Below are 13,837 nucleotides of genomic sequence, written 5' to 3' on the forward strand. Positions count from 1 at the left end.
AATTCACGCAAGTTATACCCCAGAAGAGACCAATCAGTTTTTTAGTTCATCCCTTGCTCAGCTTCGATCTGACTAAGTCGCTGACCTGTTTACCGTCCACAGTTTTTCCCACCAGTTTGGCCATCGCGGCCTTCATCGCAGTACCCATGTCTTTCGTCCCTGTGGCACCGGTTTCCTTAATGGCGGCGTCCACAGCCTGGGCGACTTCATCCGCGGAGGCGGCTTGGGGCAGATAGCTCTCGATGATGGCAATCTCCTTGGTCTCCTTGGCGGCCAGGTCGTCGCGGTTGGCTTTCTGAAACTGTTCGATGGATTCACGCCGTTGTTTGACAAGGTTGGCCATGAGCTTGCTCATCTCCGCGTCATCAAGCGTCTTCTTCAGTTCGATTTCCTTGTTGAGCACGGCCGCTTTGATCATGCGGATGACGTCCATCCGAAGCTGATCCTTAGCCTTCATGGCGGTTTTGAGGTCGTCTGAGAGGCGGTCCTGAAGCGACATGGAATCCCTTTCCTTGTGCGTATGCGATTGCGATGTAGGCGAGAATAGTCCGCGGGGAGGACGGAGTCAAGAACGTCGGGGCCGCATGATGCTCAGTTGCTGGGAAGAAGGCCTGTATGAAAACCCTGTTGGCGTTTCTGGTATCGGTGGTCTGGCTAATAACGATTGGCTGTGCTGAGGAGAAGGCCACCCCGGCCCCATCGCAGCGAGCGATGCCGTCTCACTCCGGTCGGTTCTTCGACAAGATGAACCAGGACGAACACCATTACACGAAGGACGAGAACAAATCTCTCGACGGCGGGCACTTACCGTTGTTACTAGCGGCTTTCCCGCCCGGACAGGACGTCGGTTAGCGGCTTCACGAACGGTAATTCAGCCACGAGCCGACGGTGCGAGATCGGCTCCACCAGACGCGGTTCCCTGAATGTCCGCAGCAGGCTGAGCGAGACCATCAGCCGCAGGATGCCGGAAATAAAGAAGACCGCCTGTAAATTGGACGCGAGGCGCCAGTCGTGGCCAGCCAGCGAGAATTCAGCCGGCACCACCGTGGCCAGCCAACCGCCCAGCATCGCGCCTGCGAACCAGCCCATCGCATTAATCGTGTTCCACACAGCGACCCCCTTAGCCCGGTCTTCTGGACGCACGGCGTCAAAGACATAATTCTGCAGACCGAGTGCCAGCCCTGCCCAGATCGATCCACCGAAAAAATTCACGCCTAGTAGATAAACAAAATCCGTGCTGATGAGATAGAGCATCGGCAGAAACGGCACGGTCAGTCCGGTCGCCACGAGTAGTTTCTTGTTTCCAAAGCGGTCGCCGAGCCGTCCCCACGGCTTCAGCGTCAGAAACTGTCCCACCACGCCAGCGGCCAACCATGAGGCATACATCCAATAGGACCAATGCAGGTCCCGCAGCAGATAGATCACGAAGTAGGGGCCGGAAATCAGGACGCAGACGTGCATCAGGCCGGAAAACCAGAGAAAGCGCTGGTAATTCCTGCTCCGCTCGTGGCGGAGAAATTCGAACAGCCGGAATTTGGCCTCGCGCGTAGCGGGCGCGGCGGACTCGTCCATGCGGTTTAAATAGCGCACAGAGAGCAGCCGTGCGGTAGAGGCGGCTAGGAAGATCAGCGCGAAGCCCCCCCAGGCTCGTGTGCGCGTCTCCGCCCAGTGCAGCACAAGACCGGCGGCGCAGAGCGCGGAGAAGCTTAGGACCGTCATGACCTTCAGGCGACGTGCAAAATAGGCGCCCCGTTCATGGGGTTGGACGAGATCGGTGATCAGGCTGTTCCAGGCCGGTACGGCGAAGTGGCCAAGTCCGAAATAGGCTACCGTGCAGGCGATGAGAATCCAGGGGCCGTCGGCTGGAGCCAGTAGCGGCAGCGCGAGCAACGGCAGCCAGGAGAGTGCCTGACCGCTGGCGCCCACGAGCATAATCGTTTTGCGGTGCTGAAACCGGTTCAGGGCCTTGACGGAGAGCAGTTGCGTCCAGGTACCGACCAGTTGCGGGAGGGCGGAGAGCAGTCCGATCTGAAACGGCGACGCTTGGAGAAGAAGCGCAAAAGCGGACAGATACTGCTCGCCACTACCCTGCATGAGGGCCTGGCAGGCGCCGTCGCGGATGCCGGCGCGTCGGCTCTGTTCGCTGGCGGTTTCGTAAGAATCGGTGGAGGTGGACACGAGTGCATTATAGCCCACATTATACCTGAATGTGGGCAGGCAGAGTTCGGGGCGGGCTTCGGCGATTTGGTTGCATTCCTGAAAACCCATGCAGTAGGCTGAATCTATGCAGCACATCGGCCGCGACGGGGTAGGATTTCCGGCAGTTGTCCTCCTCGGCGCCCTTACCATGGCAAGCCTCGCGTATGCCAGCGATCCGCGGGCGCCAAAAGAACAGCGCAACACCGGTGATATCGATCCGTCCAAGCTGCCGTCCTTCGATCAACAGAAGCTGGGCATTCCGCAGTCGCTCTTCGTGTCCATCCACATGGCGCGCGGGTTTCAGGAGGAATGGGACAGTTTCGGACGCAAAGGCTGGTACACGCAGGATCCGCGGCTGAAACCAATCGACCCCGGCGCGACGCAGTTTGCACTGGACGCGCCGGCGGTTTATATCGTATTTGAGGTAGCGCCGCTGGAAGACCCCGCCCAGTTCAGCGCACAGTGGTTCTTGCTCGATAAGAATGGCCGGCCCTCAGCCGAGGCGGCTGGCAAGGACGTGCTTGAAGTCCCGGGTCACGAGCGCTACGGCTACCTGGAGTTGAAAAAGCCGGCCTCTGGCAACTGGTCACAGGGGGAGTATCTGGTCAAGCTGTTCATCACGCCGCTCGGCCAACAGCCGTTTCACGCAGCCAATCAGGTAGGGACGATGAAATTCACCATCACGGACCAGCCGTCGTCTACGCCAAAGAAATGATCCATCGCATCCGACAGCTCATCCGGCATCGTTTCTACTTCATTTAATTAATATGCCCATCTACGAATATCTCGCTGTGGAATGCCTCCGGAAGCCGGCCTGCTCCGGGCGCAAGGAGTATATTCAGAGTCTCTCGGAGCAGCCACTGACAAAGTGCCGGGAGTGCGAGGCGCCGATCCAGCGTGTATTCTCGTTGTTTGCTGCACGGTCAGGCGCAGTCGGGGTCTCAACGCCCGATCCGACAGGCTTGAACATGACCAATATCCCAGCGCCACCCAAGATGCCGTCTGACGGGGAAGGCTGCGGGCATGACCACTGAATTTATAAAGCGCGCAGGGCAACAGGTAGCAGGGTAAGGGGTAGGCCGACACGATGAAGGTAACAGATCCGGAAAAACTGGCGCTGCTTTATGAGCGATTTCGCGATGTGTGTCTCGTGGAAAAGGAAGTCTGGAAAGAAATTTTTCTCCAGCGGGACGCGGCACCGGGCGGGCCGGTGCTTACGAATCGGCAGGATCGCTATGAAGTAGTGATTGACGATACGGAGGTCGAGAACACGCTGGAGGCCAATATCCCGCGAGGCTCAAGCGCATTGGGGGCGGCAATTCAGGAGTACCGCCCCCACATTATTTTCATTAAGAAAGGCTAGGCATCAGTTAACAGTGTCAAATGGGCAGTTAGCCCAGAAACTGAGCACTGATCACCGAGAACTGACAACTATTTACCCAGCGCCGTTTCGATCCCCTGTACAATTTCACGCGACAGCGGTTTTGTCCGGTGATGGAAGCGGGCGATCACATTGCCAGACCGGTCCACCAGATATTTCTGAAAGTTCCATTCGACTTCGCCGGGGAAGGAGCTTCGCTCGGTGAGGTACTGATACAGCGGATGCTTGTCGGAGCCCGTGACGCTGATCTTGCTGAAGAGAGGAAAGCTGACGCTGTACTTGGTGAGACAGAAACCCTTGATATCCTGATTGGTGCCTGGCTCCTGCTGGCCAAAATTATTGGCTGGGAAGGCCAGTACCTCGAGCCCGCGCGCCTGATACTTCTCGTAGATCGTCTCCAGGTCCGTATACTGCGGGGTGTTCCCGCAGAAACTAGCCGTGTTCACCACCAGCAGCACCTTCCCCTTGAATTTGCTCAGCGGGGTCGGCTTACCGTCGATGTCGTCCATCGTAAAGTCGTAAATACTTCCGGTCTGTGCGGCCATCACCAGTGGTCCTTTCTCAGAGGCCTGCGCGCCCCCGGTGAGTACTGCCAGTACGATCAGGCCGACCAGTGCAAGTGTCTTCATAAGGCCCCCTCAGGTTAGAGTCTCTGCAGTGCTGCGATGCGGGCTTCGATCGGCGGATGCGTGGCGAAGAGGCTCATCAGCCCCCCCGACTTGCCGGCAATCTTCATCGTCGCCAGCGCATCCTGCGGTGCGTATTCCATCTGCGCGCGATTCATCCAGCGGTCAATGCCCTGCAATGCCGCGATCATCGAATCCTTGCCATAGACTTTAGCCGAGAAAGCGTCGGCCTGGAATTCCCGCTTCCGCGAGTACCAGTTGATCACGAGCATCGCCAGAATGCCCAACGCGATCTCTAGCACGATGGAGACCACAAAGCCCAGCATGGCCTGGTCACGTTCGGCGAAAAGCCGGCGGACCCACATGGCGATGAAGTACACGAAGGTATTCATCAGGCCGGCCAACACGGTGGTGGTGAACATGTCGCCGTTGAACACGTGGCCCATCTCGTGGGCCAGCACGGCGCGGACTTCTTTTTCGTTCAGATTGTTCAGAAGGCCAGTCGAGACGGCAACCATGGCATTGTTTTTCGAAGGGCCGGTTGCGAAGGCGTTGGGGTCAGGCGAATCGTAGACCCAAATTTCTGGCATCTTAATCTCAAGCCGGCGGGCAATTTCCTGGATAGAGCCATAGATGACCTGTTCAGCGTGGGTGCGCGGCTGGGTGATCTGTGTGCAGTGCAGCATGGCGCGGGCCATCTGCTTTGAAAACGCCAGGCTGAGGAAGGCGCCCCCCATGCCGAGCACGAAGGCATAGAGCAGCATCATGTCGTTAATCGAGCCGCGGATATCGATCCCAAAGGCCGGTAGCACGACGTAAGCGAGCACGTTGAAGACGACGAACAAGGCGACGCCGATCAACAGATTCGAAATCAGCAGCAACCCAATTCCTTTCATCCACTTCATGGAATCCTCCTTAGCCCTTGCTGGATGCCAGCCTGTCGACTGCGTACGTATTATACAAGACCAATAACGAAAAATCAGCAGGCAGAGTAGAGATAAAGCCTCACCGTGTGCCGTCAAGCCCTTTATTGACGGGTTTTTCAGCTTCTGTTAGAAGGAAAACATGCACTTGGCAGTTCTGCGAATGCTGATGGCCGTATGCCTGCTGTGGCCGGCCAGCTCCATGATTCATGCCGACACGACGACTTCCGCCGCGCCCGTGACGGCCGAACTTGGCGTAGATGGTATCCAGCGCGCCACCATCACGCTCGACAGCTATTCCTATGCGCCGAGCCACCTCATTGTCCACTCGGGTATACCTGTTGAATTAATGTTGATCCGAGCCACTGTGTTTGTCCCGCACAATTTCCTGTTGAAAGAGCCGGATGCCGATATCGTCATCGAAGAGGATGTCGGTCATAGCGAGCCGACCCGGGTGAAATTTACGCCGACCAAGCCCGGTCTATACCGCTACTACTGCGACCGAAAGTTTCCCTTTCGCCCCAGTCACAAAGAACAGGGGATGGAAGGTAAGCTAGAAGTCAAATAATGGAGTGGTTACGGATATCAATTCCGCTAAACGCGCGCCGCTGCGCGACCTCCTCAAGCAAGTCTCGCGGCTGTTCTATACGACGCTGACCGTGGTGCCTGGTTCGGTGCGGGACCAGGTCGGCCTGGCCTATCTGTTTGCCCGCGCTGCGGACACAATCGCCGATACAGAGGTCATTGAGCGCGCACGCCGAACGCAGTTCCTCACCAAGTTCCGAGGTCAGTTCGCCGGCCCGCAGATCAACTGGGACGCGATTCGCAGCATTCAATCCGCGCTGGCTCCGCACCAGGCCGATTCCGCCGAGCGCGTGCTGATCCAGCGGCTCGAGGACTGTTTCCATCTCTATCAGAACTGTACGGACGACGACCGTCTGAGGATTCGTCGCCTAATGACTACGCTGACCAACGGCATGGACATGGACCTCTGGCTCTTCCCGGGCGACAAGCTGGTCGCGCTGAAGACGCCGGAGGAGTTGGATCAGTACGCGTATTTCGTGGCCGGCTGCGTTGGCGAGTTCTGGACTGATCTCATGTGTGGGCATCTGCCGCCGCTGGCGGCGTGGAACGTGAGAGAAATGTCCGCGCTTGGCGTCCAGTTCGGCAAGGGCCTGCAGTTGACGAACATCGTGAAGGATCTGTCGAGGGACCTGCGGCGCGGGCGGTGCTATGTGCCGGAACCGTGGCTCACGGAGGTAGGGCTCACACCGGCCGATCTGCTCAATTCCGAATCGCTTCCGAAGTTTCGTCCGATTCTCAGACGGCTTGCTGAAATGGCGCGGGCCCATCTGGACCAGGGCTGGATCTACACGATGGCGCTTCCGCGGCAGGAGATCCGGTTGCGGCTCTCCTGCATGTGGCCGATCCTGTCGGCAGGCGAAACGCTGCGGCTGGTGCTGGCGTCGCCCGAGCTGCTGAATCCGGCGGTCACCGTGAAGATTTCGCGTGGAACCGTCTATCGGATGATGGCGTTGACGATCCTCACCGGCGCCTGCGGCTACGTCGGCACGGCCTACTGGGGCTGGCTAAGGAAACAGATCGGCTGACAAAGGGCGAACTCTCCGGCGCCGGCATGATGCGGTAAACTCTCCTGGCTATTGACGTCGTTCATTTGGCCGCTCGCCTCATCGGTCTACCGGAGCCAGCTTACGGCTGAAGGCATGCCCGAACGGTTCTCCGAGCAAAAGCCTGGAATGGTGCGCGGTGCGGCGAATAAGAAGGGCCACGTGTGTGCGCGCCGCCAAGTCGGTGCAGCGGCCGGGACTGTTCCAGGCGGTGGGTAAGCGAGCGGCATCGCGGCCCGTCCTGCGCTACTTGTGTCCCCCAGCCGGGGGGGCCTTTGTCGGCTCCAGCAGCTTCTCGCCCTTGCGATACACCGCGTAGATTGCCTGCGACGGGCAGGCATCCAGGCACAGGCGGCAGGTTTCCATGCACCGCGAGGCGTCAAACTTGAGCGGCGGCGTCGAGAGCCAGGCGCCGGTCGGGCAGACGGGAATGCAAACGCCGTTGTGCGTACAGCGGTCGGGATGGCGAACGAGGTGATCGCGAACGAGCATCATGGGTTCAACTCCTTCGAAAAGGCCTTGCGAGAAAATCTCCAGCATGTTCTTTTTCGGCACAGGGTCCTCACTGTCACGGTGTTCTTAGCTCGTATTTCGTAACGCGCCGGAATTTCCAAAACCAGATACGCTGCACGAGGCACGCGTCACACGTTTCCAAGCGGCTCCAGTTTCTTCGGTACGGGATGATCCGGCATCAGCAGCCGCTCGACGATCTCGCCCTTGACGACGTGGCGCTCGACGATTTCCGTCACGTCCGCCTCGGTGCCCACCCAGTACCACACACCTTCCGGATAAATTACGGCGCTGGGGCCGAGGTCACAGTGGTCCAGGCAGCCGGCCTTGTTGGCCCGCACCACGCCCTTGAGATTAAGCCGCTTTACTTCTTTTTTGAAGCATTCCTGAAGATGTTCGGAGCCGCGCGCCGCACAGCACCCGCGCGGATCGTCCGCAGGGCGTTTGTTGGTACAGACGAAGATGTGACGTTTGAAGGCCGGCATGGCCGTGCGGGTCAGGCGGAGGCCGGAGCCTTGTGGTTCTGCACCCGCTGCAGGAGCGAGGAGACATCGGCCGGTTCAACCAGGCGCGCTCCTGATTGGGCCCCGAGCAGAGCCTGGATTTCCCGCAGCCGTAACTGTGCGCGTTGAAAGGGCTCAGCTGTGCTCATCACGGAGGATTGGCCGACATTGAGTTTGTCGAACTCTGCTTTGATGTCGCGAAAATCGCGCTGGAGATTTTTTTGCATCGAGCACCCTTCGCAATACCATTTGGGGCTGGCATCTGACGACGGCGAGAGGCGGTCGTAGGTCCGTCCGAAGAAATCCTTACCAAGCGAGAGTTTCATCAACGGGTTACGGTCGGCGCCGCAAGCATCGCAGCGTCCAGCGGAGGGGTTTGTCTCGGCCATGGCGCGTCTCCAAAATCAACGGGCGCATCTTACATGAGCGGTCTTGAACCTGTCCAGCGAGAGGATTCTGCAGGGAACGTGCGGTATAATGGGGCCATGCTGATTGTCGGTGTGCCCAAAGAGATCAAGGATCACGAGTTTCGCGTTGGCCTGACACCGGATGGAGCTGCGGCACTGTGTCAGGCTGGGCACACGGTGTGGGTCGAGCCGTCAGCCGGTGAGGGCAGCGGGTTTTCAGACGATGAGTACCGAAAAGCTGGCGCGCACCTCGCCTCATCGAAGGCGCAGGTGTTTCGCGAGGCGGAGCTCATCGTGAAGGTGAAGGAGCCGCTGCTCTCCGAGGTGGCGCTGTTCCGTCAGGGACAGACGCTCTTCACCTATTTGCATCTGGCGGCGCTGCCCGAACTGACGAAGGCGCTCGTGGAGGCAAAGATCACGGCCATTGCCCGTGAAACGGTGGAGGCGCCCGATGGGAGCCTGCCGCTACTGACGCCTATGAGCGAGATTGCCGGGCGCATGTCCGTGCAGGTCGGCGCGCACTACCTGGAACGGACACGCGGCGGGCGGGGCGTGCTGCTGAGCGGCGTACCCGGCGTGGCGCCGGGCCGGGTCGTGGTATTGGGCTCCGGCGTGGTCGGCAGCGCGGCGACACGGATTGCCGTAGGATTGGGCGCGCAGGTAACGGTGATCGGAGCCGACCTGGGCCAATTGCGTCGGCTGGACGATCTGTACCAGGGGCGGATCGTGACGCTGGCGGCGAGTCAGGCGTCGATCGCCCGGGAAGTCGAACGGGCCGATCTCGTGATCGGCGCGGTGCTGGTGCGCGGTGCGAAGACGCCGACGCTGGTGTCGCGGGCTGTGGTCGGCCGTATGCAGAAAGGTGCCGTGATCGTGGACGTATCAGTGGATCAGGCTGGCTGCGTCGAAACCATGAGGCCGACGACCCATTCCGATCCGGTGTTCGAAGTGGACGGCGTCCTGCACTATGGTGTGACGAACATGCCCGGCATCGTGCCGCACACGTCGACTTTAGCCTTGACCAATGCGACGCTACCCTTTATAGTCCGGCTTGCTTCTGCTGGCGTGGAACGAGCGATCCGATACGATACGGGGCTGGCCCGGGGCGTGAACGTGAAGGACGGGCGGATCACCTGTCAGGGAGTCGCCGACGCGCACGGTCTTCGGTTCGACCCGCTCAACTGACGGCAAGCAGACCGCAAGCGAAAACCTCACCAGGATCGATCGGGGCGTAGCGCAGCCTGGTAGCGCACTGCGTTCGGGACGCAGGAGTCGGAGGTTCAAATCCTCTCGCCCCGACCACCGGTCGCTCGCGAAACCCGCGTCGCGTGTTTCGCGAGCCTCGGGTAGTCAGCCACCTTGTAAAAATCTGTCCTGTTTACGTCACGTTCCGTGCCCGGGTTCTTGGCGCCTGAGCAACTACTGTAAGCCGGGCCCTCTTTTCGCGTCCCCTCTTGCATTGTCTTTTCCTGGTCACTTCTCTATCCTAGTGTCGTTCATTTTAATACGAGTGGCCTCATGTGATGATGTCCCCGGCTATTGTGCGCGCACATATCTGGGTCAGCGGTGGGGTACAGGGCGTCGGCTACCGGGCCTTTACCCAGCGGGTGGCCGTTCAAAAAGGGTTGTGCGGAGGCGTACGTAATCTCGATGACGGACGGGTGGAGGTGGACGTAGAGGGAAGCCGTCCGGCGATTGAGAGCCTGATCAAGTCGCTGTGGATGGGAACACCGATGGCTCGCGTTCGAAACGTGCAGGTACAATGGGAGACGGCCATCAGCGGTGAACGTGAGTTTCATATTCTCGGGTGAGTGCTCGTGCGAATGTTAACGGAAAAACACCCGACCAAAAAATCGTCCAGTTCATCGTGCAAGGCGCTCGTGAAGCCGTCGGTTCGCAAGGGGCTGCGACGGCCTAGCCGCAGCGGCTTTCGGAGCGGGAGGAGCGGATGAGCACTCTGTGAGACGGCCTGGACGGCCAGGCCGGAGGAGCAGACGCTGAGAGTGATCGGGGAGGCCTTGAGCCGGCCCCGCGAGAGGTTTGGTAGATCGAGAACGAAGCGGTTGGCAAGATGCTAGCCATGATCGCAGGTCCATCCATGACGGCGAGGGATTGATGATGACAGTGAAGAAACGCACGGCGAGCAGGCGCTCGGGACGACAGGCTGGCCGCGCCGCAACGGATTACAAGGCGCTGATCCGGGAAGTGCCGGATTTCCCAAAGCCCGGCATTTTGTTCTATGACATCACGACACTGCTGAAGGATGGGCGTGCGTTCCGCGCGGTGTTGGGCGAACTGACGGCCCGGTATCGCGGAAAAAAAATCGACAAAATCGTCGGGATTGAATCGCGCGGATTCATTCTCGGCGGTCCGCTGGCGGACCGGCTCGGCGCCGGGTTCGTGCCCGTGCGCAAGCCGGGGAAGCTGCCGGCTGAGAGTTTTGAGGTGCGATACAACCTGGAATACGGGTCTAACTCGCTGGCGATCCACCGCGATGCTGTGCAACGGGACGAGCGCGTGCTGATCGTGGACGATTTACTGGCGACGGGCGGCACCGCAGCGGCCACAGTGCATCTGCTGCGCCAGTTGGGTGCGGACATCGTCGGTGTCGCGTTTCTGGTCGAACTGACGTTTCTCAAGGGGCGGGACAAACTCGACGGCTGCCCCATACATTCGCTGATCACGTACTCCTCATAAACGTCTCCATCCCGCACGGTTCAGGGCTTGTCAACGTAGGGGGGGCATGGTATGAATGTCCCCCTTTTTCAAAGGCCAAGGAGCATTGAGTTTATGCCAGGCAAGTCGAAATCCAAGAAGGCATCTGCGAGTAAACCGGTCCGCAAGTCTACTGCCAAGCCCGCGGCCAAGCGGCCGGCTGTGCCGGTCCTGAAATTGCTTGAAGCCCAGCCGGTGGTGTCGGCGGCGCCTGTGGCCGTGAAGAAGCCGACAAAGCCTATGGCAGTTGAGCGGCGCGATGCACTGCACCGAATGCTGACGCACAAGCGCCAGGAGCTGATGAAGGAAATCACTGGCAATCTAGGTGCGTCCCTGACGGAGGACCAGCGCCGTCGGCTGGAATCCGCAATGGACGTCGGAGATCAGTCGTTGATGGATCTGGATCGCGAGTTGGGCATCTCGCTGATGGAGATGCGCAACAAGCGGCGCCAGTTGATCGATCAGGCGCTGAGCCGCCTTGGGGATGGCACCTACGGGCTCTGCGACGAGTGCAGTGTCGAGATCAACGAGAAGCGCCTGGCGGCGGTGCCCTTCGCCAAGCTGTGCGTGGCGTGCCAGACCAAGCAGGAACTCATCGAAAAGATCGAGCAGGGCGAAGAACGTGAGCAGTGACCTGCGGTGCGTTCTCCGCGCATCCCTATGTCCTCTGGCATCTCTAGGGCGGTTGTACTAGCGAGCGGTGGCCTAGACTCCACCGTGGCGTCCGCCGTCGCGGCGCGTGACGGCTACCGGCTGCATCTCCTGACCGTTTTCTACGGCCAACGGCATCGCATCGAAGTGGAGCGAGCGAAACAGGTGGCCCGTGCGCTCGGCGCTGAGGACCATCGCGTACTGGAGATCGATTTGCGGGCGATCGGTGGGTCCACGCTCACGACAGACGAGGTCGTACCGAAGGATCGCACGACAGCCGAACGGCACCACGGCGTCCCCTCCACCTACGTGCCGGCCCGCAACACGATCTTTCTGTCGTTGGCGCTGGCCTATGCCGAAACCGTGCAGGCCTCGGCCATCTACATCGGCGCCAATGTGGTAGACTACTCCGGCTATCCCGACTGTCGCCCTGAATATCTGCAAGCCTTCGAACGGGTTGCCCGTCTGGGGACGAAAGCCGGCGTCGAGGGAAGCGGGATTGCCATCAAGGCGCCGTTGGTAACACTCTCCAAGATGGAGATTATCAACTTAGGCCTGTCGCTGGGCGTGCCGTTCCATCTGACGCACAGTTGTTACGACCCCGCGCCGAACGGGGATGCGTGCGGGCGGTGTGACAGTTGCCAGATCCGGCTGAAGGGATTCAAGGAAGCCGGCATCGCTGATCCGATTGCCTATGTGAAGGATGTGGTACGCACATGAGCGTCTCGCCGGAAGAATTTTTCATGTATCTCATCATCGTGCTGGTGATCGCCATCCCGGTCTCCGCGCGGCTCTACCGGTATGTGACGGCCAAACGGACGGCCCGGATGATCGCGGACCAATTTGGCGGATCGTCATCAGGCGATCCCTCTGCAAAGAAGTGAATACATGACACGCGGCGTACTGTTCATGACCGTGCTGCTGGCGATGGCTGCTCCCGTAATTGGATCGGCGGCTTCGAAACCGGACGTGCCAGCCACACCGGCCGAATTCAAAGCGGGCGAAACCAAGTTCAAAGCCCACTGTCAAGTGTGCCATGGCGAGCGTGGAATGGGCACCCAGCAGGGGCCGCCGTTCGTCCATAAAATCTATGAACCAAATCATCATGGCGATGCTGCTTTCCAGCGGGCTGCCGCGCTGGGCGTCCGGGCCCATCACTGGCAGTTCGGCAACATGCCAAAAATCTCCTCTGTGACACCGGCCGATGTGGATGAGATCATCAAGTATGTCCGATGGTTGCAGCGCCAGGCCGGCATTTATTAATCACACCGTTCGTTCCGTTTTTATTCCTTGTCATTTTCACGCGGGGCAGGCCTGTTGACTTGCTGCCGGGTGCCTTATAAGCTCGTAATCAGTCGAAATGGTTGTGATCCGCGAAGAGTCCGCTGACATGTTCGATTGAACCACGCGATCTATTCGAGGCGCAACGAAGTAGGAGGAAACCATGAGCTGTCTAAGGGGAAATTGGTTGCGGTTGGCAATGGCCGGATTCCTGCTGTTCCCGCTATCAGGGTGCATCTACGCCACGGTGGACGCCGGCCACGAGGGCGTGCTGGTCGAGAAACCATTTTTACTGGGGCATGGCGGCGTGGATCCAGTGCCCATCACGACCGGCCGGCAGGTCGTCGCGATTACGACCGAGGTCGTGGATGTGGACATCCGCCCCATCCAGTACTCGGAGCATTTCGACATCATCTCGTCTGAAAACGCGCCGGTGTCGTTCGACGCATTTTTTATCGCCAACGTGATGGCGGGCCGGTCGCCTGACCTCGTCACCCGTTTCGGCCCACACTGGTACGTGAACAATGTGAAAGAGGCCTTCCGGACAATCGTCCGCGAGGAGGTGCAGAAGTATCCGCTGTTCGAATTGACGACGAAGCCAGCGACTAGAACGAAACTGCAAGATGCCATTGACCAGGAAGTGCGGAGCAGGATTGTCGAGAAAAATAAAATGCCGATCGTGCTCAATCGTGTTGTGGTCGGCAGCATTCTGCCTCCCAGGGGGGTGCTGGATCAGACGGCGGAGACGATCAAGCAGGAGCAGCGGCGGATCACGATGGTCGAATTTCAGAAGGCGGAAGAGGCACGCGAGAAGGCCGAAAAGCAGCGCGGCATCGCCGATAGGGCTTACCGTGAGTCGCTGGGCCTGACGGCGCTGGAGTTCGTGGATCTGCGGCGGATCGAAGTGCAGAAGGAAATCGTGCAGCATTCGCCGACGGCCCTGACTGTGATCATGGGGCTGGAACGGATCGGCATCAATATCCCACCGGTGTCTGCCGGCAAGTAGAGGGTGA

The 13,837-nt window shown here is 59.5% G+C and carries 19 protein-coding genes and 1 tRNA gene; 13 read left to right on the forward strand and 7 right to left on the reverse strand.

Translation table 11 applies throughout. The annotated features are described in order from the left end of the window. Nucleotides 1-46 precede the first annotated feature (46 nt). Nucleotides 47-499, reverse strand: a complete 453-nt coding sequence (locus FJ248_06785) for a GatB/YqeY domain-containing protein (protein MBM4120587.1) — start codon at nucleotides 497-499, stop codon at nucleotides 47-49. Nucleotides 500-615: 116 nt separating this feature from the next. On the opposite strand from FJ248_06785, the gene FJ248_06790 reads away from it, so the two are divergent. Next, nucleotides 616-852, forward strand: a complete 237-nt coding sequence (locus FJ248_06790) for a hypothetical protein (GenBank protein ID MBM4120588.1) — start codon at nucleotides 616-618, stop codon at nucleotides 850-852. Here the strand turns inward: FJ248_06790 and FJ248_06795 are convergent. Next, nucleotides 817-2,349 (reverse strand): MFS transporter, encoded by a 1,533-nt coding sequence (locus tag FJ248_06795; GenBank protein ID MBM4120589.1) that lies wholly within the window; start codon nucleotides 2,347-2,349, stop codon nucleotides 817-819. The genes FJ248_06790 and FJ248_06795 overlap by 36 nt on opposite strands. On the opposite strand from FJ248_06795, the gene FJ248_06800 reads away from it, so the two are divergent. After that, a complete protein-coding gene (locus tag FJ248_06800) occupies nucleotides 2,348-2,914 on the forward strand; it encodes a hypothetical protein (GenBank protein ID MBM4120590.1) in 567 nt (188 codons plus the stop codon). The two genes, FJ248_06795 and FJ248_06800, sit on opposite strands and share 2 nt — an antisense overlap. Nucleotides 2,915-3,286: 372 nt before the next feature. Continuing rightward, nucleotides 3,287-3,562, forward strand: a complete 276-nt coding sequence (locus FJ248_06805) for a hypothetical protein (GenBank protein MBM4120591.1) — start codon at nucleotides 3,287-3,289, stop codon at nucleotides 3,560-3,562. 68 nt (nucleotides 3,563-3,630) lie between these two features. Here the strand turns inward: FJ248_06805 and FJ248_06810 are convergent, their stop codons facing one another. Together FJ248_06810 and htpX are read right to left on the reverse strand one after the other, a co-directional pair. Beyond that, a complete protein-coding gene (locus tag FJ248_06810) occupies nucleotides 3,631-4,125 on the reverse strand; it encodes a glutathione peroxidase (protein MBM4120592.1) in 495 nt (164 codons plus the stop codon). 98 nt (nucleotides 4,126-4,223) lie between these two features. Beyond that, nucleotides 4,224-5,111 carry a protease HtpX gene (gene htpX, locus FJ248_06815; GenBank protein MBM4120593.1) on the reverse strand — a complete coding sequence of 296 codons (888 nt, stop codon included), beginning with the start codon at nucleotides 5,109-5,111 and terminating at the stop codon, nucleotides 4,224-4,226. Nucleotides 5,112-5,271: 160 nt separating this feature from the next. On the opposite strand from htpX, the gene FJ248_06820 reads away from it, so the two are divergent. Further along, on the forward strand, nucleotides 5,272-5,697 hold the full coding sequence (locus tag FJ248_06820; protein MBM4120594.1) for a quinol oxidase: 426 nt from the start codon (nucleotides 5,272-5,274) through the stop codon (nucleotides 5,695-5,697). Nucleotides 5,698-5,713: 16 nt separating this feature from the next. Then, nucleotides 5,714-6,739: a squalene/phytoene synthase family protein gene (locus tag FJ248_06825; protein ID MBM4120595.1), complete on the forward strand. Its 1,026-nt coding sequence runs from the start codon at nucleotides 5,714-5,716 to the stop codon at nucleotides 6,737-6,739. A 264-nt stretch (nucleotides 6,740-7,003) separates the two neighbouring features. Here FJ248_06825 and FJ248_06830 read toward each other — a convergent pair whose 3' ends face one another. From FJ248_06830 to FJ248_06840, 3 genes are all read right to left on the reverse strand, one after another. Then, the gene (locus FJ248_06830; protein MBM4120596.1) at nucleotides 7,004-7,252 is read right to left on the reverse strand and encodes a hypothetical protein; all 249 of its coding nucleotides are present in this window, start codon (nucleotides 7,250-7,252) and stop codon (nucleotides 7,004-7,006) included. A 146-nt stretch (nucleotides 7,253-7,398) separates the two neighbouring features. Continuing rightward, the gene (locus FJ248_06835) at nucleotides 7,399-7,752 is read right to left on the reverse strand and encodes a (2Fe-2S) ferredoxin domain-containing protein (protein MBM4120597.1); all 354 of its coding nucleotides are present in this window, start codon (nucleotides 7,750-7,752) and stop codon (nucleotides 7,399-7,401) included. An 11-nt stretch (nucleotides 7,753-7,763) separates the two neighbouring features. Beyond that, complete coding sequence (locus tag FJ248_06840) at nucleotides 7,764-8,159, reverse strand: hypothetical protein (protein ID MBM4120598.1); 396 nt, start codon at nucleotides 8,157-8,159, stop codon at nucleotides 7,764-7,766. 99 nt (nucleotides 8,160-8,258) lie between these two features. Here FJ248_06840 and ald point away from each other — a divergent pair, with 99 nt between their 5' ends. The 8 genes from ald to FJ248_06880 all read left to right on the forward strand — a co-directional run bounded on the left by ald (nucleotide 8,259) and on the right by FJ248_06880 (nucleotide 13,830). After that, on the forward strand, nucleotides 8,259-9,362 hold the full coding sequence (gene ald / locus FJ248_06845; GenBank protein ID MBM4120599.1) for an alanine dehydrogenase: 1,104 nt from the start codon (nucleotides 8,259-8,261) through the stop codon (nucleotides 9,360-9,362). Nucleotides 9,363-9,402: 40 nt separating this feature from the next. Then, a tRNA-Pro gene (locus tag FJ248_06850) sits at nucleotides 9,403-9,479 on the forward strand. Between the two features lie 224 nt (nucleotides 9,480-9,703). Further along, nucleotides 9,704-9,988, forward strand: a complete 285-nt coding sequence (locus FJ248_06855) for an acylphosphatase (GenBank protein ID MBM4120600.1) — start codon at nucleotides 9,704-9,706, stop codon at nucleotides 9,986-9,988. Nucleotides 9,989-10,295: 307 nt separating this feature from the next. After that, nucleotides 10,296-10,874, forward strand: coding sequence for an adenine phosphoribosyltransferase (locus FJ248_06860; protein ID MBM4120601.1), 579 nt, complete (start codon nucleotides 10,296-10,298; stop codon nucleotides 10,872-10,874). Nucleotides 10,875-10,925: 51 nt separating this feature from the next. Then, complete coding sequence (locus tag FJ248_06865; protein ID MBM4120602.1) at nucleotides 10,926-11,525, forward strand: TraR/DksA family transcriptional regulator; 600 nt, start codon at nucleotides 10,926-10,928, stop codon at nucleotides 11,523-11,525. 39 nt (nucleotides 11,526-11,564) lie between these two features. Further along, complete coding sequence (gene queC / locus FJ248_06870; GenBank protein ID MBM4120603.1) at nucleotides 11,565-12,263, forward strand: 7-cyano-7-deazaguanine synthase QueC; 699 nt, start codon at nucleotides 11,565-11,567, stop codon at nucleotides 12,261-12,263. Nucleotides 12,264-12,431: 168 nt separating this feature from the next. Next, nucleotides 12,432-12,806: a cytochrome c gene (locus FJ248_06875; GenBank protein ID MBM4120604.1), complete on the forward strand. Its 375-nt coding sequence runs from the start codon at nucleotides 12,432-12,434 to the stop codon at nucleotides 12,804-12,806. Between the two features lie 181 nt (nucleotides 12,807-12,987). Then, on the forward strand, nucleotides 12,988-13,830 hold the full coding sequence (locus FJ248_06880) for a hypothetical protein (GenBank protein MBM4120605.1): 843 nt from the start codon (nucleotides 12,988-12,990) through the stop codon (nucleotides 13,828-13,830). The last annotated feature ends 7 nt before the right edge of the window (nucleotides 13,831-13,837 follow it).

The sequence above is a fragment of the Nitrospira sp. genome, from assembly GCA_016873435.1.
Taxonomy (GTDB): domain Bacteria; phylum Nitrospirota; class Nitrospiria; order Nitrospirales; family Nitrospiraceae; genus VGXF01.

Coding starts and splice junctions, on each gene's coding strand:
- FJ248_06835 (MBM4120597.1), bottom strand. CDS start 7,752: ATGCCGGCCTTCAAACGTCACATCTTCGTCTGTACCAACAAACGCCCT.
- FJ248_06790 (MBM4120588.1), top strand. CDS start 616: ATGAAAACCCTGTTGGCGTTTCTGGTATCGGTGGTCTGGCTAATAACG.
- FJ248_06875 (MBM4120604.1), top strand. CDS start 12,432: ATGACACGCGGCGTACTGTTCATGACCGTGCTGCTGGCGATGGCTGCT.
- FJ248_06830 (MBM4120596.1), bottom strand. CDS start 7,252: ATGATGCTCGTTCGCGATCACCTCGTTCGCCATCCCGACCGCTGTACG.
- FJ248_06865 (MBM4120602.1), top strand. CDS start 10,926: ATGAATGTCCCCCTTTTTCAAAGGCCAAGGAGCATTGAGTTTATGCCA.
- FJ248_06810 (MBM4120592.1), bottom strand. CDS start 4,125: ATGGCCGCACAGACCGGAAGTATTTACGACTTTACGATGGACGACATC.
- FJ248_06805 (MBM4120591.1), top strand. CDS start 3,287: ATGAAGGTAACAGATCCGGAAAAACTGGCGCTGCTTTATGAGCGATTT.
- FJ248_06785 (MBM4120587.1), bottom strand. CDS start 499: ATGTCGCTTCAGGACCGCCTCTCAGACGACCTCAAAACCGCCATGAAG.
- FJ248_06800 (MBM4120590.1), top strand. CDS start 2,348: ATGGCAAGCCTCGCGTATGCCAGCGATCCGCGGGCGCCAAAAGAACAG.
- FJ248_06795 (MBM4120589.1), bottom strand. CDS start 2,349: ATGGTAAGGGCGCCGAGGAGGACAACTGCCGGAAATCCTACCCCGTCG.
- FJ248_06820 (MBM4120594.1), top strand. CDS start 5,272: ATGCACTTGGCAGTTCTGCGAATGCTGATGGCCGTATGCCTGCTGTGG.
- FJ248_06840 (MBM4120598.1), bottom strand. CDS start 8,159: ATGGCCGAGACAAACCCCTCCGCTGGACGCTGCGATGCTTGCGGCGCC.
- htpX (MBM4120593.1), bottom strand. CDS start 5,111: ATGAAGTGGATGAAAGGAATTGGGTTGCTGCTGATTTCGAATCTGTTG.
- FJ248_06855 (MBM4120600.1), top strand. CDS start 9,704: ATGTCCCCGGCTATTGTGCGCGCACATATCTGGGTCAGCGGTGGGGTA.
- FJ248_06860 (MBM4120601.1), top strand. CDS start 10,296: ATGACAGTGAAGAAACGCACGGCGAGCAGGCGCTCGGGACGACAGGCT.
- FJ248_06880 (MBM4120605.1), top strand. CDS start 12,988: ATGAGCTGTCTAAGGGGAAATTGGTTGCGGTTGGCAATGGCCGGATTC.